The organism is Donghicola eburneus, from assembly GCF_900115865.1.
Taxonomy (GTDB): domain Bacteria; phylum Pseudomonadota; class Alphaproteobacteria; order Rhodobacterales; family Rhodobacteraceae; genus Donghicola; species Donghicola eburneus.
This window is the reverse complement of sequence record NZ_FOXY01000002.1, coordinates 336,266-359,041: the sequence shown is the minus strand read 5'-3', so window position 1 is coordinate 359,041 and position 22,776 is coordinate 336,266. Positions and strand designations below refer to the sequence as shown.

The following is a 22,776-nucleotide window of genomic DNA, read 5'->3' as shown; positions in this document are numbered from 1 at the left end:
ATTACAGTCACGGAATTGCGACCTTGTGCCACGATCCGATGGTCTGACTTGCACCCATGCTGCCATGCGGCAAGACTGCGCGAGCGTTGCTAGGAGAGGGAGGTCAGTTTGCGCAGTCCGGTTCAATGGATCGATATGCCACCTGTGTGGCTGTTGGCGGCCATCGTGGCGGCCTATGCCATCGGTGTTGTCGAGCCGATGTGGTTGACCTTTGGCGGGCAATGGGCGCGGCTGGTGGCGGGCGTGTTGATCGGCGGGGGCCTGATCCTGCTGGCTCTGGCGATCTATGAGATGCGCAGCAAACGGACGACAGTGATTCCCCACCAAGAGGCGGATCATCTGGTCACTTCCGGCATCTTTAGCCGCTCTCGAAATCCCATCTACGTGGGGGATATGTTGATTTTGGCAGGGTTTATTCTGCGGTTTGACGCAGTGCTAGCGCTAACCCTCTTGCCAGTCTTTGTCTGGGTGATTGAACGTCGCTTTGTCATTCCCGAGGAGGATCGTCTAAGGCGAAAGTTCAGGGCGGAATACGCGCGATATTGTCTTAAAACCCGCAGATGGATCTGACGAAGTTTCAATCATAATGATCATGAAAATTGCGTGCTTGTGAAATAATCTTGCGCAAGTTACACGAAATCTATCCGTAATAACCTCTTCCAGAGGTGGTTTACGTTAAGTGAAGGGGGACTATACCTGTGAAAATCGGAACACCAAAAGAAGTGTTCGAGGGGGAGCGTCGCGTTGCGATGACTCCGGACTCAGCACTTCAGCTGCAAAAGCTGGGGTACGAGTGTGCCATCGAAACCGGCGCTGGTGAGGCCGCTGGCTTCTCCGATGCAGCGTACGAAGCGGCGGGTGTCGAAATTCTGCCCACCGCGGCGCAGCTGTTCAAAGCCGCGGACATCATTGCCAAGGTTCGTGAACCCAACGAAACCGAAGCCAAACGTCTGAGCGCTGACAAAACGCTGATCAGCTTCTTCTGGCCTGCCCAGAACGCAGAGATGCTGGAGCTGTGCAAATCCAAAGGCGCAAGCGTCATCGCGATGGACATGGTGCCCCGCATCAGCCGCGCTCAGAAGATGGACGCCCTGTCGTCGATGGCAAACATCGCCGGTTACCGCGCGGTTATCGAAGCGGGTAACAACTTTGGCCGCTTCTTCACCGGTCAGGTGACTGCGGCGGGTAAAGTGCCCCCCGCCAAAGTGCTGATCGTTGGCGCCGGTGTGGCCGGTCTGGCCGCGATCGGGACCTCGACCAGCCTGGGTGCGATGACCTACGCGTTCGACGTGCGCCCCGAAGTGGCCGAGCAGATCGAATCCATGGGTGCCGAATTCGTCTATCTGGATTTCGCAGAAGAGACCCAGGACGGCGCGGCCACCGGCGGCTACGCGGCCCCTTCGAGCCCCGAGTTCCGTGAAGCCCAGCTGAAAAAGTTCCGTGAACTTGCGCCCGAGATGGACATCGTCATCACCACCGCTCTGATTCCGGGCCGTGATGCACCTGTCCTGTGGACCAAGGACATGGTCGAAATGATGAAGCCTGGCTCGGTCGTTGTTGACCTTGCAGCCGAAAAGGGCGGCAACTGCGAGCTGACCGAAAAGGACCAGCGCGTTGTTTCCGACAATGGCGTTGTCATCATCGGCTACACCGACTTCCCCAGCCGTATGGCGACACAGGCGTCGACCCTGTACTCGACCAACATCCGTCACATGATGACCGACCTGACCCCTGAAAAGGACGGTCAGCCGAACCACAACATGGAAGACGACGTGATCCGCGGTGCGACCGTGACTCACGAGGGCGAGATCACCTTCCCGCCGCCGCCGCCCAAGGTGAAGGCCATCGCGGCCCAGAAGCCCAAGGAAAAAGCGCCGGAACTGACGCCCGAAGAAAAGCGTGCAGCCGAAGTCGCGGCCTTTAAGAAAGAGACCAAGACCCAAGTGACGCTGCTGGCCGTAGGCGGCCTGCTGCTGCTGGCGGTTGGTCTGGTTGCGCCCGCAAGCTTCATGCAGCACTTCATCGTGTTCGTTCTGTCGGTCTTTATCGGTTTCCAGGTCATCTGGAATGTCAGCCACTCGCTGCACACTCCGCTGATGGCTGTGACCAACGCGATCTCGTCGATCATCATTCTGGGCGCGCTGATGCAAATCGGTTCGGGCTCGTTCTTGGTGATCCTCCTTGCCGCGCTGTCGGTCTTTATGGCTGGCATCAACATCTTTGGCGGCTTCCTCGTGACACGGCGCATGCTCGCCATGTTCCAGAAATCGTAAGGAGTAGACGATTATGGACTTTGGTTTCACTACGGCGGCATACGTCGTCGCGGCCATCCTGTTTATCCTGTCGCTGGGCGGTCTGTCCGGTCAGGAAAGCGCAAAGCGCGCTGTGTGGTACGGTATCGTCGGCATGGCACTGGCGGTTTTCGCAACGCTGGTTGGCCCCGGTTCGGGTCTGTGGCTGCTGTCGCTGATCCTGATCGCGGCGGGCGGCGCCATCGGCTTTGTGGTCGCCAAGCGCGTTCAGATGACCGAGATGCCCCAGCTGGTTGCTGCGATGCACTCGCTGGTGGGTCTGGCGGCTGTGTTCGTCGGTTTTAACGCGCACATCACTATGAACGCTGTTGCGGGTGGTGACGTGTCTGGTGCCTTTGCCGATCTGATCGCGCACAAGTCGCCGGTCGAGCTGAACATCCTGCGTGTTGAGCTGTTCCTTGGCATCTTTATCGGTGCTGTGACCTTTACCGGTTCGGTGATCGCATACGGCAAGCTGGCGGGCAAAGTATCGTCGGCGGCAACCAAGCTGCCCGGTGGCCACATCCTGAACGCAAGCGCTGCGGTCATCTCGCTGCTCTGCCTGTTCTGGTACTTTGGCACCGGTGGCTTCTTCCCGCTGTTCATCATGACCCTGCTGGCGCTGTTCATCGGCTACCACCTGATCATGGGTATTGGCGGCGCGGACATGCCCGTTGTGGTTTCGATGCTGAACTCGTACTCGGGTTGGGCCGCGGCTGCGATCGGCTTCAGCCTTGGCAACGACCTTCTGATCGTTGTGGGTGCGCTGGTCGGTTCGTCCGGTGCGATCCTGTCGTACATCATGTGTAAGGCGATGAACCGTTCGTTCATCAGCGTGATCCTTGGTGGCTTTGGCGGCACCTCTGGTCCCGCGATGGAAGTCGAGGGCGAGCAGATCGCAATCGATGCAGACGGTGTTGCCACCGCTCTGAACGAAGCAGACAGCGTCATCATCATCCCCGGCTACGGCATGGCGGTGGCTCAGGCGCAGCAGTCGGTTTCGGAAATGACTCGCAAGCTGCGTGCGGCTGGCAAAGAGGTGCGTTTCGCGATCCACCCCGTTGCAGGTCGTCTGCCCGGTCACATGAACGTTCTGCTCGCAGAGGCCAAAGTGCCCTACGACATCGTTCTGGAGATGGAAGAGATCAACGACGACTTCCCCGAGACCGATGTTGTCATCGTGATCGGCTCGAACGACATCGTGAACCCTGCCGCACAAGAAGATCCCAACAGCCCCATCGCCGGCATGCCGGTTCTGGAATGCTGGAAGGCCAAGCAGGTGTTCGTCTCGAAGCGTGGCCAGGGTACCGGCTACTCGGGCATCGAAAACCCGCTCTTCTACAAAGAGAACACCCGTATGTTCTACGGCGATGCGAAGGCGTCGATCGACAGCCTGCTGCCGATGCTGAAGTAATTACTAACCGATTGGTTAGTAAATTTGGGCCGCTTCCGGAGACGGGAGCGGCCTTTTTCGCGCCTAAGGATTGGGCAGTAAGGTCTTTGATCTCAATCAAAAAAGGGAAAAGTCTCAGTCTGAGACACGCGCAAAGCAAGGATTGCAAGGTTGTGTAATTGCAGAAGTGGATACATCCAATAGTCTAAAACAGGCAGCCGGACAGGCGTTATGAAGAATGGTAGGACAAACTACCGTGCATGTCCGACGAAGATGACATCGTTAAAGGGTCGCCGCAGACCGTGCAATTGCGAGTTCCGCCCCCGTTTTTGGGCCACTGAGGATTGGAAGTAGGAACTCGATATGTCCGTATCTTATGCACTGTTGAACCGCATCGAAGAGCGCCGCGCTGCTGCGCCTGTTGTGCCTGACCTGCAGCAGGAATACGTGATTGTGTTGGCGGAGAATGGCGGTGAAACCCGCGAGCTGATTATGCCCCGCGCGCCCGACATCCAGACACTGGCGCGGATCGCGCCGAACGCCGTTCTGGCCGAAGTCCGTGTGCGCAGCAATCGGTCGCACCCTGGCGGACGCGACCCGTTTTTCGCGCATAAATAAACACTTAGGGGTGTGCGGGCTGTCATTTACGCTTCGGTATACAGTCGCGCACATATAACCCACTGAAAATGCGAACTATTTTCTTGTAAGGCGGCCGGAAATCGGTAGCTTGCATAGAAAGATAAAAGGTTCGCTGATGACTACCATTTCCGATCACCCGCTGCGTTACGCCTTAGCGAACGAATTGCATGCCCGCCCGTTTCCAATGTTGGCGGCGCCGTGCCGTGCGGTTTTCTTGGCGGTCAAAAAGCAAAAGGATGCGGCCAGTCGCGACAAGTCGCAGGATCGGGATCATCTGCTGGCGCTGCTTGACCGCTATGGGGCCCCCCATCCGCAACCGGGTGCGACCCATTGGTCGGGGCAGATTGGCAAACACATCCTGAAATGGGAACAGCACACCGAGTTCATGACCTTTACGGTCTTTCTCGAAGGGCTGGGGGAGCGTCCCTTTGACCCCGCCGATTTCGAGGTGTTTCCCGAAGGCTGGCTGAACGATGCGCCGGGTGTGCGCGTGACCTCTGCGATGGTGCGAATCGAACCCGAGGGATCGCCCGAGGAGATGCAGCGCAAGTGCGACGACTGGTTCGTGGCAGAAAGTATGGCGATCAGTACCGTTTTGGACAACGCAGCGACCATCGCGGGCGATTTCCGAATCGATCCTGCGGGGCATATGCGGTTCGTGATCTTCCCCGCCGAGCACACGGGGGAGCGCCGGATCGGGCGCATCTTGCAGCGCCTGTGCGAGATCGAAACCTATAAGAGTATGTCGATGCTGGGGCTGGCGCGGGTGCGCGCGATGTCTGATCAGCTGGGAGAGGTGGACGCGCGTCTGACCCGTTTGATGTCGGACATGAGCAGCGCGACCCATGACAAACCCGAAGAGACCCTGCATTCGCTACTGACGATCTCTGCCGAGCTAGAGAGCCTGCAAACGCAGGCCGCGTTCCGGTTCGGGGCAACAGGGGCCTATGAGGCGATTGTTAACCAAAGGATCGAGGTGCTGCGCGAGGCGCGGGTGTGGGGCCGTCAGACCTTTGCCGAATTCATGATGCGGCGGTACGACCCGGCAATGCGGACGGTGAAGTCGACGGAACGGCGCTTGGCCACCATGTCGGATCGCGCGATCCGCGCTGCGCAACTGCTGCAGACCCGTGTGGATGTGGACCGTTCGGCCCAGAACCAAGCGCTGCTCGAAAGCATGGATCGCCGCGCCGACCTGCAACTGCGTCTGCAAGAGACTGTCGAGGGCCTGTCGGTCGTGGCGATCAGCTATTATGCGGTCAGCTTGGCGACTTATCTGCTCGCCCCCGTGGGCAAGCTGGTCCATCTGGAAAAGACCGAGCTGACGGCTTTGGTCACTCTGCCGGTTGTAGTGATTGTGTATCTGATGATCCGGCGTATCCGGAACCAAGTGCACTAGTCCGGTCCACGAAGCGGGCAGCAATCGCGCCGCCTGCTGCGATGGACAGGATCGCGATAATCGCGGCCAGTCCCAAGGTGGGCACGCCCGACAGACCTGCGCCGATGGTGCAGCCGCCCGCCAGAACACCGCCAGCGCCCATTAGTGCGCCACCGGTCAGGTAACGGCCCATCTGTGTGGGGCTGTCAAAGCTTTGCCATGCAAAGCGGCGACCGATCAGGCTGGCGACGAGCGCGCCGACCAGAACACCCGCGACCACGCCGCCGCCAAAGCTTGGCGAGACAGCCGTGCTGGCGATCACGTAGAACAGGCTGTCGGCCATGGGCGCAGTGAAGGCGAGGCTTTCGAGCGCAATCGGGTCAAACTCGTCCAGCAGCACGTAGCCGGTGCCAACCCAAGCCGCGGGGATCAGCAGGCCGATGATTGCGCCAGCGATCAGGGTTATGGGCTTGATGCGAGCCGTGATCCCGTAGGCCAGCGCGGGGACAGCGATCAGCAGGCTCCAGACCAGAGCGCCTCCGGGCAGGTCGGATAGGGTGCTGATGCCAGGCTCGACTGTGACGCTGCCGAGCGCCAAACGCAGGGGGGCCAAGACGCCTTTGAGTGTGGCGTGGGCGACGATGGCAAACACGACCATAACGACCAGTGCACGCAGGTTGCCGGTGGCGCTCAGGATCGTCAGGCGGGTAATGCAGCCGCGGGTCAGGACCATGCCGATGCCAAAGGCCAAACCGCCAAAGACGAGCGCCAGAATGGGCAGGGCGGTATTCGTGTAGCGGTGGCCGCCGAAATCGATCAGGCCTGCCATGACGGCGCCTTGGGTGCCAAGGATCGCAAAACCCAGAGCCCAGAGCCACAGACCACCTGCCGAGCGGCGCTCTGTACGGGGGCCAGCGACGGCGCGGCGGAAGCAGAAACGGGTCGGCTCTGCCAAGAGGCCAAAGAGCAGGCCTACTGCAAGTGCCAGCCAGACGCTGGCTTCGCGCGGGGTGATGTCCCCCAGTCCCAGTTGTTCAAACATCGCGCACCCTTTCGGAAATTCGGAATTCTGTTCTCAAATGCTTGGGTATTAACAGTCTGGCAAGACTTTACACTATGGGGTCTAGGAGTCCGTGTGGGAAACTGTTCCGATTGCGCCATGTTGCGCAGGACAAGCGTTGTGATGGCCTTCGGCTCGGGTGATGGTGGTCGGCAGAAGCAGGGGCGGGGCAGTGGGACTGTCCTTTTCTGCCCTGAACACTGGAAGTCGCGCTCTGCGGGCGTAGCTTTGCCCCAGACTAAATCGGAGAGCGTAATGCCGCTGAAGAATCGGTTTGCCGAAATGTTGCCAGAGATCACCGCGTGGCGGCGGGATTTCCACGCCAATCCAGAGCTGCTGTTCGACGTGCACCGGACCGCCGACACCGTGGCCGACAAGCTGCGGGAATTTGGCTGCGACAAGGTCGTGACGGGGATTGGCCGTACTGGCGTTGTGGGCATTATTAAGGGCCGCGAAGAGGGGCGGACGATTGGCCTACGCGCTGACATGGATGCTCTGCCGATCACAGAAGCGACGGGCAAACCCTATGCCAGCCAGAACGCTGGCAAGATGCACGCCTGCGGGCATGACGGGCATACCTCAATGCTGCTGGGGGCTGCGAAATATCTGGCCGAGACGCGGAATTTCGCAGGTACAGCTGTGGTCATTTTCCAGCCCGCCGAAGAGGGCGGTGGCGGTGGCCGCGAGATGTGCGAGGACGGCCTGATGTTCCGCTTTGGCATCGAAGAGGTCTACGGCATGCACAACTGGCCGGGCATTCCGGCGGGCAAGTTCGCGATCCGTCCGGGCGGTTTCTTTGCCGCGACGGACCAGTTCGAGATCATCATTCACGGGCGCGGCGGCCATGCGGCGAAACCCCACGAGACGACCGATCCGATCGTGACCGCGTCCCATGTGGTGACGGCTATGCAGACGATTGCCTCGCGCTCTGTGGACCCTGTGCATCAGGTTGTGGTCTCTGTGACCTCGATCGAGAGCAGCTCCAAGGCGTTCAATGTGATCCCCGAAAAGGTCACGATGAAGGGCACTTTCCGCACCTTGGACAAGGATGTGCGTCATCAGACTGAAGAGCGCATCAAGGCGGTCGCAACCCAGTCGGCAGCGGCCTTGGGCGCGGTGGCAGAGGTGAAGATCTACCACGGCTATCCGGTTATGGTGAACGCGGACGAAAACACCGTCTATGCGGCGGATGTGGCGCGGTCGCTGACGGGCCAGTGCGACGAGGCCCCGCTGATCATGGGGGGCGAAGATTTCGCCTATATGCTAGAGGAGCGGCCGGGGGCCTATATCCTCGTGGGGAACGGCGACAGCGCGCCGGTGCACCATCCCGAGTACGACTTCAACGACGAGATTATCCCAGCGGGTTGCAGCTGGTTCGTTGGCATGGTCGAGGCGCGCCTGCCGCTGAGGGCCTAAGATTTTCGGAACCTTTTGGGGCTTGCGTGGTTGTATCTGCAAGACACGAACGCAACCCCGAAAGGACAAGAAGTCATGGATATCATTCGCATTATCGTCGCAATCTTCCTGCCCCCGCTGGGTGTTTTTCTGCAGGTGGGTATCGGTAAATCCTTCTGGATCAACATCCTGCTGACCCTGCTGGGCTACATCCCCGGCATCGTCCACGCCGTCTACGTCATCGCGACTGTCGGTCCGGATCATCGCCACGCATGATCGACGAAAATCAAATAAGACGGCTTGAGAGAGCCGAGCGTATGGCGCGGTTGATGGACCGCGCCTTTCGCGTGCCCGGCACGTCGATCCGGTTCGGGTGGGACTCTATTCTGGGTCTCGTTCCTGGGGTCGGGGATACGGTGGCGCTGATCCCGTCGCTTTATATTCTGGGGTTGGCCCATGGGTCCGGCGCCCCTATCGGTTTGCTGGCCAAGATGGTCTGGAACATGATTCTGGACTGGTTCATTGGCCTGTTTCCCTTGGTCGGCGACCTGCTGGACGTCGGGTTCAAAGCAAACATCCGCAACGCCCGCCTGTTGCGCGATCATCTCGAGTCTCAGCCCGCGTGATTTGCCAAATGCGCCCCGCCACGATAAGCCGCTGATCATCACGGACCATCAGCGGGGCGATCATGCAGCCGGCCAACATTATCTGCATCAAATGGGGCACCTTGTTCGGCCCCGAATATGTGAACCGGCTCTATTCCGGTGTGCGCCGGAACCTGGATGTGCCCGTGCGGTTTTTCTGTATGACAGAACATTCCGAAGGCTTTCACCCCGACATCGAAGTTCTGGATCTGCCGTCCGAGCCGTATCAGGCCGAGATGGACGCGGCGCTCGCTGTGGCGAACCGTCAAGGCGCGATGCGCAAAACCTCTTTGTTCAGGTCCGGTCTGATCCCTGATCTGCAGGGGCCGATCTTGGGCTTCGATCTGGATGTGGTGATCACAGGCGATCTAACCCCGATCTGGGAGATGGCGCCGGGCAAGGTTGCCATGCGCCATGACTGGACCGAAAAGCGCAAGGGCCGTCCCACAGGCCACGGCAGTGTCTTCCGCTATGATCCCGCGGTGCACGGCTACCTCTATGACGAGTTGGCCACCGACACCTACAAGGTCGTGGAAGAGGCGCGCGGATCAGAGCAGCGCTATACTTCGCACAAGGCGATGGAAAAGGGTGATTTCGCCTACATTCCCGATGATCTGGTGGTCAGCTACAAATACGACTGCCTTGGTCTGCCGCCCGTGAACTATTTGCGCGATCCGATCCTGCCCGAAAACGCGCGGGTCGTGTGTTTCCATGGACGCCCCAAAATGCCCGAAGCGATTGCTGGGTACAAAGGCTCTTTGATCCGATACTCGCGTCCCTGTGCGTGGCTGCAGGACCATTGGGTCGACCGCGCCCGTGCCGACTTGGGCGACAGGTGGGCGTGACCTCTGCATAACTGCACCTTTGGTGCCCTTGCGTTCTGCTGCGGGATGGTGCCACGATCCCCGCAGGAGGACCCCTATGACAGACCGTTTCGAAGACATCCCCGAGCGCGCATTGACGTGGCATCGCGCGGGCCGCGGCGCTGCGCTGGCCACTGTGGTCGAGACGTGGGGCAGTGCGCCCCGCCGCGTCGGCAGCATGCTGGCGATTTCGGGCGATGGCGAGATGGCAGGCTCGGTCTCTGGGGGCTGCGTCGAGGGGGCGGTGGTCGTCGAGGCGATGGAAGCCCTAGAGGACGGCAAGCCGCGTCTGTTGGAATATGGTATCAGCGATGGTGATGCGTTCGCGGTGGGCCTTGCCTGTGGCGGAACAATTCGCGTTTTGGTGCAGCCCGTTGGGTCGGCTTTGCCCGAAGAAGTGTTGGCAGAGCTCGTCGAGCGCCGTGCTGCGCGCACGCAGGTTGCCTTGGTGGCGGATCTCGAAGAGGGCGGGCCGCGCCTGAGCACCGATGGCTATGCGGACCGTTTCCGAATGGACCGCTCTGGCGTCGAAGAGGACGGGCGCACTTTTGTCGCCGTCCACAATCCGCCCTTGCAGATGGTGATCGTGGGCGGTGTCCATATCGCCCAAGCGCTGGTGCCGATGGCGCGGATCGCTGGGTTCGACCCAATCATTCTCGACCCCCGCGAAAGCTTTGCGAATGCCGCACGGTTTCCCGACACCCGTATTGTCACTGAATGGCCGGATGAGGGGATCGAGCTGATTGGCATCCACGCCCGCACGGCCTTGGTCCTGTTGACCCACGACCCGAAACTGGACGATCCGGCGCTCATGCGCGGTTTTGACAGTCCGGCGTTCTACATCGGGGCCTTGGGATCCAAGCGGACTCACGCCAAGCGGGTTGAGCGATTGACCGAGGCGGGCGTCTCTGCTGCAAACATCGCTCGGATTGACGCGCCGGTTGGCATGGATATCGGCGCCTCTGGTCCTGCGGAAATCGCAGTTTCTATTCTGGCGCAGGTCATCGCGTCCCTGAGGCTTGGTTGATGCAATTCGGACTAGTCCCGCTAAAGCTCGCAGTTGGTGCAATCCTCGCGCATTCGGTTGGTACGGCCTCGGGGCGCCTGCGCAAAGGTTTGGTGCTGACAGAAGAGCACATCGAAACCCTGCGCAGCGAAGGACAGGAGCAAATCATTGTCGCCAAGCCCGAGCACGGCGACATCCCCGAAGACGTTGCGGCTGATCGTTTGGCCAAAGCGATGGCAGGCCCGAATGTCCTGCGGACCGATGCCTTCACCGGCCGCGTCAACCTGATTGCGCCGGGGCCGGGGGTTGCTGTCCTGAACGCTCAGGCGATCCGGCAGTTGAATGGGATCGATCCAATGATCTCTTGCGCCACCGTGCCAGAATTCCAACAAATGGCGCAGGGTGGAATGATCGCGACGGTCAAAATTATTTCCTACGCGGTCAACGGTGCCAACTTGGAGGCCGCCTGCGAAGCCGCGCGGCAGTCCATCGATTTTGCGCCAGTGACCCTCGGGACTGCCGATCTGTTTATCACAGAGGTGCCCGGCGGACCCGGGTCTGCAGGCGAAGATGCCATTCGCGGACGTCTTGAGGCACTGGGAATGACCTTGAGCGCAGTCCAGACCTGCCCGCACAAAACAGAGCCACTGTCATCGCGTATTGCGGCCAGCACAGCAGACCTGATCCTTGTGCTCACGGGCTCTGCGACCTCGGATCCAAACGACGTGGCACCCTCGGCCCTGCGCGCGGCGGGCGGAACGGTGACCCGCTTTGGCATGCCTGTTGATCCGGGAAACCTGCTGTTTGTTGGGGACCGGAACGGCACGCCCGTCATCGGGTTGCCGGGGTGCGCCAGATCGCCTGCGTTGAACGGGGCGGACTGGGTTCTGTCGCGCATTGCTTGCGGGCTCCCCGTGAGCTCTGATGATATCGCGTCTATGGGGGTTGGCGGCTTGCTCAAGGAAATCCCCACCCGCCCGCAGCCACGCGCGCGTCGGCTACCGAAAGCGGCGTCCTGATCAGCTCTTTCTTGGTGAAAATACCCACGGCGCGATGTGTTCCAAGGGCGCAGTGCTCATAGAAAAAGGCGGCCTCGCGAGAAGCCGCCTTTGTTATTGATATGGGTCTGCCTTACAGGTCGAGCGCGCCGCGCAGTTGGGCCAGCACTTCTTCCAGTGCCTCGGGCGAATTCTGAGCTTGTTCCAGAGCCGCCTCAAGGGTTGTCTTCTGCAGGTCGTTCAGACCAGCACCTTGGATGATGTCCATCACACGTGCCATATCAAAGCCTTCGACCGACAGCAGAGCTTCAAGACCTTCTTCGTCTGTGCCTGCGTTGGCCTGTGCGGTCGCTGCGTCGATTTCGTCGAAATCGAGCGCTTCCTGAGCAGCTTCACCAGCTTCGGTGGTGGTGATCAGGTCACCCTCGCGCAGTTCGTTGGCACCTTCTTCGGCTTCGTCAGCGGCGGCGTCCACCGCATTTGCGGTCGCAGCGGCTGCGTTCTCGACAGTGTTTTCGATCGCCTCGCCCGCTTCGGCAGTCTCTTCAGCGATTTCATCACCGGCTGCGTCTGCGGCTTGGGCCACATCTTCTGCGGCCTCTTCAGTGGCTTCTTCCGCGTTTTCAGCAGCGCTGTCCAAAGCGGCGACAGCTTCGCCGGTTTCTTCTGCAATCTCGTCGCCGGCGGCATCGGCCATCTGGGCTGCGTCTGCTGCAGTTTCTTCGATCGCTTCTTCTGCGTTCTCAGCTGCGATTGCAGCGTCTTCGGTCAGTTCCTGAGCGCTGTTTGCGGCGTCTTCATACGCGTTTTCGATAGCGTTGCCCGCTGCATCCAATGCTTCGCCAGTTGCTGCGACGGCGTCGTTTGCGGCATCCGATACAGCGTCAGCTGCGTTGCTCGCGGCGTCTGCGATGGCGTCGCCCGCTTCGGAGACGGCTTCGCCGGTTTCCTCGGCGGCTTCATCCATGGTGGCTTCGGCGGCGGCTGCATTTTCCTGAACGCCTTCGCGGATGTCTTCTTCGCCCGGACCCGTGTACAGCGTGTAGACACCCAAGGCCACAAGCACAGCGACAAGTGCGATTGCCAAATTCTTCATGAATATGATCCTCTCTTTCGTATGGCCTCCCAACGTATGCCCGAGCCCGCTGGTTCCATTGTCCAATCAATTCTTGTCGATTGGAGCGATTTCCCCAGAAAACACGGCGGTTTCGCGAATCCCCGCTTGAAAGCCGGACGGTCTGGCCTTACCTTCCGCACTCAATTTCCCGTTCATGATTGAAGGAACACAGCCATAGGACGCAGACCGCATAACGCGCCGCCCACCCGTGAAACCGGCCCCCGTATCAACGGAGCCATTCGCGGACCCGAGATTCGCCTGATTGGTGCCGACGGAGAGAACGTAGGCCTGATCCACCCTGCCAAAGCTTTGGACATGGCAGTTGCAGCGGGTCTCGATCTGGTGGAGATTTCCCCCAACGCCAAACCCCCCGTGTGCAAGATCATGGACTTTGGCAAGTTCAAGTACGAACAGCAAAAGCGGGAATCCGAGGCGCGCAAGAAGCAGAAAATCATCGAAGTCAAAGAGGTGAAGTTCCGTCCCAACACGGACACCCACGACTACGACGTGAAAATGCGCAACGTTCTCAAGTTCCTGGAGAAGGGCGATAAGGTCAAAGTGACCCTGCGCTTCCGTGGCCGCGAGATGGCTCACCAGAACCTCGGCCGCGAACTCCTTGAGCGGGTCGCCGCTGACGTGAAGGAACTGGGCAAGGTCGAGAATATGCCGAAGATGGAAGGTCGCCAGATGATCATGGTGATCGGTCCGCTTCCCAAGTAATCGGATTTCCGGTTCAAAGAATGCGAGCGCGTCCTTTTGGGGCGCGCTTTTTTCTTTTTTTATGGCGGCGTTGATGGCCGCGCCGTGAGTGTTTCAGGCAAAAAGAAACCGCGGTCGGGCAGTGTCCTGACCGCGGTTTTTGATGTTTCGTTCGGATGTGCGTTAGCCGACGAAGGCTTTTTCCACCACGAATTCTGCGGGCTCGGAGTTTGCGCCTTCGCGCAGGCCAGCGCCTTCGAGAATCTCCATGATGTCCTTGTTGAAGGGCAGGGAGCCGCAGACCATGCCGCGGTCAGTCTCGGGCGAGAGGCCCTCGATGCCGAGGTCTTTGAAGACGGTGCCGTCCTTCAGCAGGTCAGTGATACGGCCCATCTTGGGGCTCTCTTCGCGGGTTGTGGTCGGGTAGTAGACCAGCTTGTCCGCGAATCCTTCGCCCATCAGTTCGGACAGGAGTTCGTCAGTGCGGACCGACTCCACCAGTTCTTTGCCGTACTGCAGCTCGCTGACTTCACGGGTGGTGTGGGTCAGGATGATCTGGTCGTAGTCTTCGTAAGTTTGGGGTTCGCGGATCAGCGAGGCGAACGGTGCGATGCCGGTGCCAGTCGCGAACAGCCACAGACGCTTGCCGGGCAGCAGGGCATCGTGCACGAGCGTGCCCACGGGCTTGGGGCGCAGAATGATCTGATCGCCCGGCTGGATGTGCTGCAGCTTCGAGGTTAGCGGGCCGTCCTGCACTTTGATCGAGTAGAACTCCAGCTCTTCGTCCCAAGCGGGCGAGGCGATGGAGTATGCGCGAAGCAGGGGCTTTTGCTTGCCGGTTTCGGGGTGCGGATCGCCCAGCAGGCCGATCATGACAAATTCGCCCGAGCGGAAGCGCAGCGACGCGGGGCGCGTCACGCGGAACGAGAACAGGCGGTCATTCCAGTGCTTGACCGAGGTGACGGTCTGCGCATCGGGAAGAATGACTTTCGAAACGGGTTGCTCGGTCACGGCGGTTTGTTCGGTCATCGTGTATCTCTTTTCTCTGCCGCCCTAAACATAGCGACACATTCTTAATTTTGAAAGTGACTTAGCTGGCGCGGAGGCGCGACTGATAGTCATGCGCCTGCCAGTTGGCGCGGAACTTCCATTGGTCTTCGGGCTGGCGGGCGGCGAGCTCGGAACTGATTTCAACCTCATCAAAGCCGCAGCGGCGCGCCATTGCATATTGGTCAGCGATAACATGGCCCTGAGCGCGCAGGCGGCCCGTGTAGCCCATGTCTCTCAAGCGACGTGCGATACCAAATCCGCGGCCGTCTGCAAAGGAGGGAAATGCCACACGAATAAGCGCAAGCTCGTTAAAGCGGGTTTGAATGCCTGTTAGATCGGCATCTGACGCCAAATCCGCCACATCAGCGCGGTCTTCGAAGCCACCGGTCCAGTCATCTGCGGCGAAACCCGCGTCGGTCACGATTACAGTCATGCGTTCACTCCTTTGCGGACCATTTTGCCATTCACGAAATGGATGCCGCATTCGGTTTTGTCCTGCCCACGCCAGCGGCCGGCACGGGGGTCTTCGCCTTCCTTCACCGGCGAGGTGCAGGGCGCACAGCCGATCGAGGGATAGCCTTTGGCCACCAAGGGGTGACGGGGCAGGCGGTTTTCTTCCATGTAGTTCTTGATGTCCTCGGGCGCCCATTTGGCCAGAGGATTGACTTTGATGCGGCCGGTGCCCTCTTCGACCTCGAAGAAATCGAGGGCGGCGCGGGTGCCTGCCTGAAACCGTTTGCGGCCGGTGATCCAGCCGTCAAACCCTTTGAGTGCGTTTTCCAGCGGCACGGTCTTGCGCAGGGCGCAGCACGCGTCGGTACTGAACTGATGCAAGGTGCCGTCAGGGTCGTTCCGGGCGATTTCCGACTCCGCAGCGCGGATGACGCGCATGTCGGTGAACGCCAGACGTTCGGCCAGATCGGACTGGTAGGCCAGCGTTTCGGCAAACAGCATCTGGGTGTCGATAAAGATCACAGGCGTGCTGCGATCGATGATCGACACAAGGTGCAAGAGCACAACCGACTCGGCGCCAAAGCTGGACACCAGCGCCAGCTCCCCCGCTTGGGGGTCCTGAAGCGCCTGTTCCAGCACGGAGGTTGCCCCGTGGTGTTTGTAGCGTTCGTTCAGTTCGGAAACGCGGGCGCGCAACTCTGCATCGTCCGTGCCCGTATCGGGCACGGCGTCAGGCACGCCGCCAAACAGAACATCGCTTTTGCGATCAGGCTGCATTCGCCTTTTCCTCTGCTTCGGGGTAGAGCGCCGCCTTGAAGGGGGCGGGGCCCACACGCCGATATGCGTCGATGAAGCGTTCCTCGGCCGAGGTGCGCAGCTCCAGATAGGCCAGCATCAGACGCTCGATCGCAGGAACGATCTGGTCATAGCTGAAGCCGGGTCCCGCACGTTCGCCAACCACTGCGTTCTCGGTGTGATCGCCGCCCAGAGTGACCTGGTAGTTTTCAACACCGGCGCGATCCAGACCCAGAATGCCGATATGGCCCACGTGGTGGTGACCACATGCGTTGATGCAGCCCGAGATCTTGATCTTCAGCTCGCCAACTTCGTGCTCGATTTTCAGCTCTTCGACGCGGGTCGCGATCTGTTGAGCGATCGGGATCGAACGCGCGGTAGCCAGTGCGCAGTAGTCCATGCCGGGGCAGGCGATGATGTCCGACGCCAGACCGATGTTCGCGGTGCCAAGGCCAGCCTCTTTCAGGGCTTTGTGCAGCGCGGGCAGGTCCGACTTGTGCACGTGGGGCAGGATCACGTTCTGCTCGTGGCTGATGCGCAGCTCGCCATAGGCGTAGTTGTCCGCCAGATGAGCCATCAGACGCATCTGGTCGGCGCTTGCGTCGCCGGGGGTCTTTCCGTGCTCTTTGATCGAGATGGTCACAATGGCGTGGTCCGCCTGCTTGTGCTCGGTCAGGTTGGTGTCGGCCCATGCGCGGAACACGGGGTCGTTGTCGTAGGCCACGGTGTAGGCGGTGGTTTCGGCGTTGCGGAAGGCGGGCGGCAGGAAGTGCTGCTCGATATCCGCCAGCAGCTTCTGGTCGAAACCGCCGAATTGGTCGCGGATCACAGCATAGCGCGCCTCGACCTTCTCGCGGAAGGTATCCAGACCCTGCTCGTGCACGGTGATCTTGATGCGCGCCTTGTACTTGTTGTCGCGGCGGCCTTCGATGTTCCAAACGGACACGATCGCCTCGAGGTACGGCAGCAGGTCTTCTTTGCTGACGAACTCGTTGATGACTTTGCCGATCATCGGGGTCCGGCCAAGGCCGCCACCAACGATGACTTCAAAGCCGATCTCGCCGTTCTTTTCGACTGCGCGCAGGCCAATATCGTGGGCCTTGGTCACAGCGCGGTCATTCGGCGATCCGGTGATCGCGATCTTGAACTTGCGGGGCATGAACTGGAATTCGGGGTGGTCGGTGGACCACTGGCGCAGCAGTTCAGCCACAGGGCGCGGGTCGATCAACTCATCCTTGGCGGCGCCGGCGAAATGGTCGGCGGTCACGTTGCGGATGGTGTTGCCCGAGGTCTGGATGGCGTGCAGGCCAACCTCGCCCAATGCGTCCAGCATATCGGGGATATCAGGCAGTTTGGGCCAGTTGTACTGGATGTTCTGACGGGTGGTGAAGTGGCCGTAGCCCTTGTCCCACTTTTCGGCCAGCAGAGCCAGCTGGCGCATCTGGTCCGACGACAGGGTGCCGTAGGGGATCGCGACACGCAGCATGTAGGCGTGCAGCTGCAGGTAAACACCGTTCATCAGACGCAGGGGACGGAATTCATCCTCGGTCAGCGATCCGTCAATGCGGCGCTCAACCTGACTGCGGAACTGGGCATTGCGCTCTGCCAGAAAGGCGGCGTCGAATTCGTTATACTTATACATGCGCTTATACCTCGGCGTTGGCGGCTTGCTTGCCGTGGAAGTAGTTCGAGGGTCCGGTGCGGCGGAAATCCTCGCGGAAGTGGGTGGGCTCGGGGCCGTTCTCGCCGGCAACCGCGTCGGCCAAATAGGCACCTACGGTGATTTCGGGCTGTGCCTGAGCGTGCAGCAGGCGGACCTGTGCGTGGGCCTCGTCCTCGATCAGCTCGGCCTCGCACATGAGGCGGGTCCAGCGGTCATCTGCGGTCAGGTAGATTACATCTCCTTCCAGCAGGTGGTTTGCGGTCACGACCTTGGGTGTGAATTTGCGGGCCATATCAGGCGAGCTCCTGTGTCAAAACAAAGTGGCTGTTTGCACGTGCAGCGAGGTGGGTCGCGGCGTCGCGTGTCCCGCTCAGGTCTGCAATGTCGTGCATCTGTGCCATTCGAGAGATTCCGGTTTGGGTGATCTTGGTCTTTACATAGGAAATTTTCCCCCATAGTGGCTATACGGCGCGGCCAATAAGGATGTTTGTTCCGTTTGGTGGGCTAAGTGGAACGCAGGTTTTCCAAAACAGGGGAAATGCAGAATGAGCGTACGGCTTGATCAGGTAGACCGGAAAATCCTTTCGGAGTTGCAAGAGGATGCGAGCCAGTCGCTGGACGAAATCGCCAAAAAAGTGGGGTCTTCGAAGACCCCTGTGTGGAACAGAATTCGCAAATTGCGCGATGCTGGCGTGATCGGAGCGCAGACTGTGCGGCTCGATCCCGAGGCGCTGGGCTTTGACGCTTGCTTCTTTGTTCTGATCCGCACCAGTGCCCACGAAAAGGAATGGCAGGACAAGTTCCTGACCGCCGTGCGCGAACGCCCCGAGGTCCAAGAGGCGCACCGTCTGGCCGGTGATATTGACTACATCCTGAAGGTGCGGGTCGAAAACGCCCGAGCCTATGACAAGTTCTATCAGGCTCTGATCTCAGAGGTGCGCGTGCACAACGTCACCGCGCTTTTGTCGATGGAAGAGATCAAGAGCACGACAGCGCTGCCGCTCTAGTAGGTGACGTTCAACGCCTTGAGCCCGTGGAAGTGGTAGACGTCCGCATATTCCGGCTCCCCGTCCAGCGCCAGCTTGGGGCGACGCTCGAACAGCACCCGTAGGGCGATCTGCATTTCTATGCGCGCCAGTGGTGCACCGATGCAAAAATGGATGCCGCCGCCGAAGCTGGTGTTCGTTTTCACCGAACGGCTCGGGTCGAAGCGGTCCGGCGCGTCCCAAGCCGCAGGATCACGGTTTGCCGAGGCCAGCATCAGCGCCACCTGTTGCCCGCGTTTGAAATCATAGCCAAACAGAGTCACATCTTCGTAGGCATAACGGGTAAAGACGTGCAGGGGCGGATCGTAGCGCAGGATCTCCTCGACCGTGGCCTGAACCGCGTCCCCTTGCAGGGCGGACACGGGAATTCTGTTCTCGATCAGGGTTTTTACGCCGTTTCCTAGGGTGTGGACGGTCGCCTCATGCCCCGCATTGAGCAGCAGAATGCAGGTGGCGATCATTTCGTCCACGGTCAGGCGCTGTCCGTTTTCCTCGGCAGCGATAAGTTCAGAGATCAGATCATCCGCAGGGGTCGCGCGGCGGTCGGCGATGTAGTCCTCCATGAAGGAGGCGAATTCGCGTGCGGCGGTATTGGCGGCTACTTCGTCTTCGTGCGTGCGGCCTGCTTGGTACATCCCGACCATGGCGTTGGACCATGACAGCAGTTGGTTCGCCATGCCTTCGGGCACGCCAAGAAGGCGGGCGATGACGATCACCGGTACCATCGCGCAATAGGCGGGCAGCAAATCGCATCCGCCCATGGGCATCTCATCGATCAGGTGGTGACTCAGGCGTTCAATTTCGGGACCCAGCCCCTTGATCCGGCGGCTGGTAAAGGCCCGAAGCACGAGCGATCTGAGGCGGGTGTGACGCGGGGCTTCGAGTTCCAGCATCGAATGGTCTTCGATCCGGTAAAAGTCTGTCAGATGCGGCGCAGGGGCGCTCTGCATTTCCGTGGGGATTTCACGGCCGAACCGCTTGTCTTTGAGCAGGGCGGCCACAGCCTCGTGCGTAAAAGCGGCGGGCATGTTGTAGTCCTGCCAATCGTGCACAGGGCTCGCGGCGCGGGCAGCCTCGTAAAACAAATAGGGGTTCTGGACGAACGCGGGCTGCGTCGGCGACTGCTCTAAAACTGACATGCGGTGACATTGCGCAACTGTTCCCCCCTGCGCAAGAGCCTGTTGCACGCGACAATGGTGCTCTTTGCATTCTGTCTATGTTGCCAATCCTCTGGCGCAGGTCGCGGCAGATTGGTAGCACAAAGATATGAGCACAGGATTGTGGCGCCGCATCAGCCTCGTGGCTGCGTTTGTGATTGCCGTCGGGGGCGTTGCCTCCGCGTTATACAGCTATGCGCACACCCAAGCATTGGAGCAGATCGCGCAGCGGGGACGGTCGGATTTGGCGCTGGCCTCGGACCGGCTTCGGGCTGAGTTGCAGCGCTACCGCGAACTGGGGATTTATCTGGCGGATCATCCTTTGGTCACGTTGCCTGTCTTTGAGCAGGGGCTGAACGAGCTGTTCGTCAGGTCGATGGACAAAACGACGGCGCTGGATGTCGTCCTGCTGGATGCAGAGGGGCACGTGGTGTCGAACGCCATCGGTGAGCCCCCGGCCGACTGGTCAGGAGCGCCTTTCTTCCAGCGAGCCATGGACGGCGCTTTGGGAAGTTTCCACGCCTATAGCCCGCGGTTCCAACGCCGTGCCTTTTATTACGCAGCGCCGGTTTTTGGCATAGATCGCAGCGTGCAAGGCGTGGTCGTTGTTGTAGTTGATATCGAGCGGATCGAGAGGGATTGGCGCGGCGGGGTCCCTGTTGTCTTTTTCACTGATGACTTGGGTGTCGTCTTTATCGCGAACCGCGAGGAGTTGCTGTATTTGCAGCGGGGCACCGGCAAGACAAGCAGCAGTGCCAGCTACGAAGCGCTAAGCCTGCGTCCCTTTCTGTCCTACACGGTGGAACAACGCGGCGATCTGGAGTTGTGGGCATTGGACGCGGGACGGTATGTTCCAGCGCGCGCCTTACACTTGGTGCAAGAGATGCCCGTGATCGGCATGCGGGCCGAGGCACTGGTGGATATTGCTCCTGCCGCGAAGCTAGCCAGCCTGCAGGCCGCCGTCGTTGCTGCGATCCTGCTTGCCTTCGGCGCGCTGTTATTCTTGGCGACAGAGCGGCGGCGAACCCTGACTTTGGTAAACCAACGGCTGGAAGATAGGGTCGCGCAGCGCACCGCCGAATTGGAGCGCGCGCAGGCTGATCTGGTTCAGGCGGGTAAGCTCAGCGCCTTGGGCAAGATGTCCGCTGGCATCAGTCACGAACTGAACCAGCCCTTGATGGCGGTTCAAAGCTTTGCCGAGAATGCCGCGCTTTACCTAGAGAGGGACCGCGTGCCCGAGGCGCGCGCCAATCTGGTCCGGATTTCGGATATGGCGCACCGGATGGGGCGGATTATCAAAAATCTGCGCGCTTTTGCCCGCCAAGAGAAAGAGCCTGTGGGGCGGGTCGATTTGACGGGCGTGATCCGCAGCGCGTTGGAATTGTCCGAAGCGCGGATGGAGCGCGAGGGCGTCTCTCTGGTATGGTCTGAACGAGAAACGCCGGTGCTGGTTCGGGGCGGCGAGGTACGCTTGCAGCAGGTGGTGTTGAACCTGATCTCGAACGCCTTGGACGCAATGGTGGGGCAGACCTTTCAGTGCCTGTCGATCTCTGTCACGCGCGAACCAGGCAAGGTGACCCTTTGCATTGCGGATACTGGGCCGGGCATCGAGGCACCGGAAAAGATCTTTGACCCCTTTTATTCGACCAAAGAAGTTGGCGCATCCGAAGGCATGGGGCTGGGCCTCTCCATCTCTTATGGTCTGGTCCAGAGCTTCGGCGGCATGATACGGGGCGAGAACGCCCCCGAAGGCGGCGCTCTGTTCACCGTTGAATTGCAGCCATGGCAAGAGGATAGCACATCATGATCCGTTCCGTTCTGGTCGTCGAAGATGACGCTGCCGTGCGCGAGGCACTGGGGCAGACGCTGGATCTGGGGGGCTTTGAGCCGACACTCTGTGGGTCTTTTGTCGCGGCCAAAGATATGATCACCCGCGATTTTCAGGGTGTGATCCTGTCAGACATCCGTATGTCGGGGCGCGATGGGTTCTATCTGCTGGACTATGCGCGGGGGCAAGATGCGGAACTGCCGGTGATCCTGTTGACTGGCGAAGGCGACATCCCAATGGCGGTCAAGGCGATGGGGGCAGGGGCTTTCGACTTCCTAGAAAAGCCATGCGCGGCCAAGGATCTGCTTGCGGTTTTGGAGCGCGCGCTTGCGAGCCGCGAATTGGTGATCGAGAACCGCAGCCTGAAAGAGCAGTTGGTTCAGGGCGATCCCGCAGCCCGTATGATCTTTGGCAAATCGGCGGCTGTGGACACGCTACGGTCGCACGTGCGGGCGGTGGCGGCAACGGGGGCGGATGTTTTGGTCACCGGGGCCCCTGGCACGGGCGTTCCGAAATGCGCCGAGGTGATCCACTTGCTCTCCCCGAATGCTCGCAAACCGTTCGAGAAGCGCTCTGCCGCCGCGCTCAGCGTCGAAGAGTTAGAGCGCGCGCTGGACAAGGCCGAGGGTGGTAGCCTGTTTCTGGACGAGATCAGCTTGCTTCCGCAGGAAACCCAGTTCGCTTTGGCGCAGCGGTTGGAAACGCCCGCGCCGCGCATTCTGGCGGGCTGTACCCGTGATCTGGACGAGATGGTGTCCAAGGGCGAGTTTAGCAGCGATCTGTATTACAGGCTTGAAGGGGTGCGGGTGTACATCCCCGGCCTGCGCGAGCGTCCCGAGGATATTCCGATCATCTTTCGCCAATACGTCGCGCAGGCGGCCGAGCAGGCGGGCGTGACTGCCCCCGAGATTACGCCCGACACAATCGCGCGTCTGATGGCGCAGGATTGGCCGGGTAATGCACGGGCGCTGATGAATGCCGCGATGCGCTTTGCCTTGGGACTAGGGGATGTGTCCGAGGACCAGACCCTTGGGCTTGCCGAACAGATGGCTCAAGTGGAGCGGTCCCTCCTGATCGAAGCCCTGCGCAAACATGCAGGTCAAGCGACGGCTGCAGCCAAAGCGCTCAAGTTGCCGCGTAAAACCTTTTACGACAAGCTGACACGTCACGGGATTCGACCCGAAGACTTCCGATCCGAGTGATGTGCGGAAATCCGCACAGGCGGATATTTGCGTGTGCGGTTTTTCGCACTCTGCTGCGATGCCGCATAGCGGGGTTGCGTTCCATGCAATGCTTAACAT

The 22,776-nt window shown here is 60.2% G+C and carries 23 protein-coding genes; 15 read left to right on the top strand and 8 right to left on the bottom strand.

Features of this window, described 5'->3' with window-relative positions:
- Positions 1 to 135: 135 nt before the first annotated feature.
- The 5 genes from BM225_RS04375 to BM225_RS04355 all read left to right on the top strand — a co-directional run bounded on the left by BM225_RS04375 (position 136) and on the right by BM225_RS04355 (position 5,722).
- Positions 136 to 570, top strand: a complete 435-nt coding sequence (locus BM225_RS04375; RefSeq protein WP_072707281.1) for a methyltransferase family protein — start codon at positions 136 to 138, stop codon at positions 568 to 570.
- Positions 571 to 698: 128 nt separating this feature from the next.
- Positions 699 to 2,273 carry a Re/Si-specific NAD(P)(+) transhydrogenase subunit alpha gene (locus BM225_RS04370; protein ID WP_072707147.1) on the top strand — a complete coding sequence of 525 codons (1,575 nt, stop codon included), beginning with the start codon at positions 699 to 701 and terminating at the stop codon, positions 2,271 to 2,273.
- A 13-nt stretch (positions 2,274 to 2,286) separates the two neighbouring features.
- Positions 2,287 to 3,705: an NAD(P)(+) transhydrogenase (Re/Si-specific) subunit beta gene (locus BM225_RS04365; RefSeq protein WP_072707146.1), complete on the top strand. Its 1,419-nt coding sequence runs from the start codon at positions 2,287 to 2,289 to the stop codon at positions 3,703 to 3,705.
- A gap of 342 nt (positions 3,706 to 4,047) precedes the next feature.
- Positions 4,048 to 4,302 carry a hypothetical protein gene (locus BM225_RS04360; RefSeq protein ID WP_072707145.1) on the top strand — a complete coding sequence of 85 codons (255 nt, stop codon included), beginning with the start codon at positions 4,048 to 4,050 and terminating at the stop codon, positions 4,300 to 4,302.
- 136 nt (positions 4,303 to 4,438) lie between these two features.
- Positions 4,439 to 5,722: a DUF3422 family protein gene (locus tag BM225_RS04355; RefSeq protein ID WP_072707144.1), complete on the top strand. Its 1,284-nt coding sequence runs from the start codon at positions 4,439 to 4,441 to the stop codon at positions 5,720 to 5,722.
- On the opposite strand, the gene BM225_RS04350 is transcribed toward BM225_RS04355, so the two are convergent.
- Positions 5,658 to 6,743, bottom strand: coding sequence for a YeeE/YedE family protein (locus tag BM225_RS04350; RefSeq protein WP_072707143.1), 1,086 nt, complete (start codon positions 6,741 to 6,743; stop codon positions 5,658 to 5,660). The genes BM225_RS04355 and BM225_RS04350 overlap by 65 nt on opposite strands.
- Before the next feature lie 273 nt (positions 6,744 to 7,016).
- Between BM225_RS04350 and BM225_RS04345 the strand changes: the two genes are divergently transcribed.
- The 6 genes from BM225_RS04345 (at position 7,017) to BM225_RS04320 (ending at position 11,688) form a co-directional block, all read left to right on the top strand.
- On the top strand, positions 7,017 to 8,177 hold the full coding sequence (locus BM225_RS04345) for a M20 aminoacylase family protein (protein WP_072707142.1): 1,161 nt from the start codon (positions 7,017 to 7,019) through the stop codon (positions 8,175 to 8,177).
- Between the two features lie 75 nt (positions 8,178 to 8,252).
- Positions 8,253 to 8,432, top strand: coding sequence for a YqaE/Pmp3 family membrane protein (locus tag BM225_RS04340; RefSeq protein WP_072707141.1), 180 nt, complete (start codon positions 8,253 to 8,255; stop codon positions 8,430 to 8,432).
- Positions 8,429 to 8,782 carry a DUF4112 domain-containing protein gene (locus BM225_RS04335; RefSeq protein ID WP_072707140.1) on the top strand — a complete coding sequence of 118 codons (354 nt, stop codon included), beginning with the start codon at positions 8,429 to 8,431 and terminating at the stop codon, positions 8,780 to 8,782. Before BM225_RS04340 ends, BM225_RS04335 begins: the two co-directional genes overlap by 4 nt.
- A 59-nt stretch (positions 8,783 to 8,841) precedes the next feature.
- The gene (locus BM225_RS04330; RefSeq protein ID WP_083595710.1) at positions 8,842 to 9,645 is read left to right on the top strand and encodes a glycosyl transferase; all 804 of its coding nucleotides are present in this window, start codon (positions 8,842 to 8,844) and stop codon (positions 9,643 to 9,645) included.
- 76 nt (positions 9,646 to 9,721) lie between these two features.
- Positions 9,722 to 10,690, top strand: a complete 969-nt coding sequence (locus tag BM225_RS04325; protein ID WP_072707138.1) for an XdhC family protein — start codon at positions 9,722 to 9,724, stop codon at positions 10,688 to 10,690.
- The gene (locus BM225_RS04320) at positions 10,690 to 11,688 is read left to right on the top strand and encodes a molybdopterin-binding protein (RefSeq protein WP_072707137.1); all 999 of its coding nucleotides are present in this window, start codon (positions 10,690 to 10,692) and stop codon (positions 11,686 to 11,688) included. Before BM225_RS04325 ends, BM225_RS04320 begins: the two co-directional genes overlap by 1 nt.
- A gap of 112 nt (positions 11,689 to 11,800) precedes the next feature.
- On the opposite strand, the gene BM225_RS04315 is transcribed toward BM225_RS04320, so the two are convergent.
- Entirely contained in the window at positions 11,801 to 12,763 is a 963-nt protein-coding gene (locus BM225_RS04315) for a hypothetical protein (protein ID WP_072707136.1), read from the bottom strand.
- Positions 12,764 to 12,958: 195 nt separating this feature from the next.
- Between BM225_RS04315 and infC the strand changes: the two genes are divergently transcribed.
- Positions 12,959 to 13,504: a translation initiation factor IF-3 gene (infC, locus tag BM225_RS04310; RefSeq protein ID WP_072707135.1), complete on the top strand. Its 546-nt coding sequence runs from the start codon at positions 12,959 to 12,961 to the stop codon at positions 13,502 to 13,504.
- A 162-nt stretch (positions 13,505 to 13,666) separates the two neighbouring features.
- Here infC and BM225_RS04305 read toward each other — a convergent pair whose 3' ends face one another.
- The 5 genes from BM225_RS04305 to BM225_RS04285 all read right to left on the bottom strand — a co-directional run bounded on the left by BM225_RS04305 (position 13,667) and on the right by BM225_RS04285 (position 17,736).
- Positions 13,667 to 14,512 carry a ferredoxin--NADP reductase gene (locus tag BM225_RS04305; RefSeq protein ID WP_072707134.1) on the bottom strand — a complete coding sequence of 282 codons (846 nt, stop codon included), beginning with the start codon at positions 14,510 to 14,512 and terminating at the stop codon, positions 13,667 to 13,669.
- 61 nt (positions 14,513 to 14,573) lie between these two features.
- Complete coding sequence (locus BM225_RS04300) at positions 14,574 to 14,966, bottom strand: DUF934 domain-containing protein (RefSeq protein ID WP_072707133.1); 393 nt, start codon at positions 14,964 to 14,966, stop codon at positions 14,574 to 14,576.
- Positions 14,963 to 15,763: a phosphoadenylyl-sulfate reductase gene (locus BM225_RS04295; protein WP_083595709.1), complete on the bottom strand. Its 801-nt coding sequence runs from the start codon at positions 15,761 to 15,763 to the stop codon at positions 14,963 to 14,965. Before BM225_RS04295 ends, BM225_RS04300 begins: the two co-directional genes overlap by 4 nt.
- On the bottom strand, positions 15,753 to 17,423 hold the full coding sequence (locus tag BM225_RS04290) for a nitrite/sulfite reductase (protein ID WP_072707132.1): 1,671 nt from the start codon (positions 17,421 to 17,423) through the stop codon (positions 15,753 to 15,755). Before BM225_RS04290 ends, BM225_RS04295 begins: the two co-directional genes overlap by 11 nt.
- A gap of 4 nt (positions 17,424 to 17,427) precedes the next feature.
- On the bottom strand, positions 17,428 to 17,736 hold the full coding sequence (locus BM225_RS04285; RefSeq protein WP_072707131.1) for a DUF2849 domain-containing protein: 309 nt from the start codon (positions 17,734 to 17,736) through the stop codon (positions 17,428 to 17,430).
- A 253-nt stretch (positions 17,737 to 17,989) separates the two neighbouring features.
- Here BM225_RS04285 and BM225_RS04280 point away from each other — a divergent pair, with 253 nt between their 5' ends.
- Entirely contained in the window at positions 17,990 to 18,451 is a 462-nt protein-coding gene (locus BM225_RS04280) for an Lrp/AsnC family transcriptional regulator (RefSeq protein ID WP_072707130.1), read from the top strand.
- Here the strand turns inward: BM225_RS04280 and BM225_RS04275 are convergent.
- Complete coding sequence (locus tag BM225_RS04275) at positions 18,448 to 19,629, bottom strand: cytochrome P450 (protein WP_072707129.1); 1,182 nt, start codon at positions 19,627 to 19,629, stop codon at positions 18,448 to 18,450. The genes BM225_RS04280 and BM225_RS04275 overlap by 4 nt on opposite strands.
- A 127-nt stretch (positions 19,630 to 19,756) precedes the next feature.
- Here BM225_RS04275 and BM225_RS04270 point away from each other — a divergent pair, with 127 nt between their 5' ends.
- Both BM225_RS04270 and BM225_RS04265 read left to right on the top strand, forming a co-directional pair.
- Positions 19,757 to 21,454, top strand: coding sequence for a sensor histidine kinase (locus BM225_RS04270; RefSeq protein ID WP_072707128.1), 1,698 nt, complete (start codon positions 19,757 to 19,759; stop codon positions 21,452 to 21,454).
- On the top strand, positions 21,451 to 22,677 hold the full coding sequence (locus tag BM225_RS04265) for a sigma-54-dependent transcriptional regulator (RefSeq protein ID WP_072707127.1): 1,227 nt from the start codon (positions 21,451 to 21,453) through the stop codon (positions 22,675 to 22,677). Before BM225_RS04270 ends, BM225_RS04265 begins: the two co-directional genes overlap by 4 nt.
- Positions 22,678 to 22,776 lie beyond the last annotated feature (99 nt).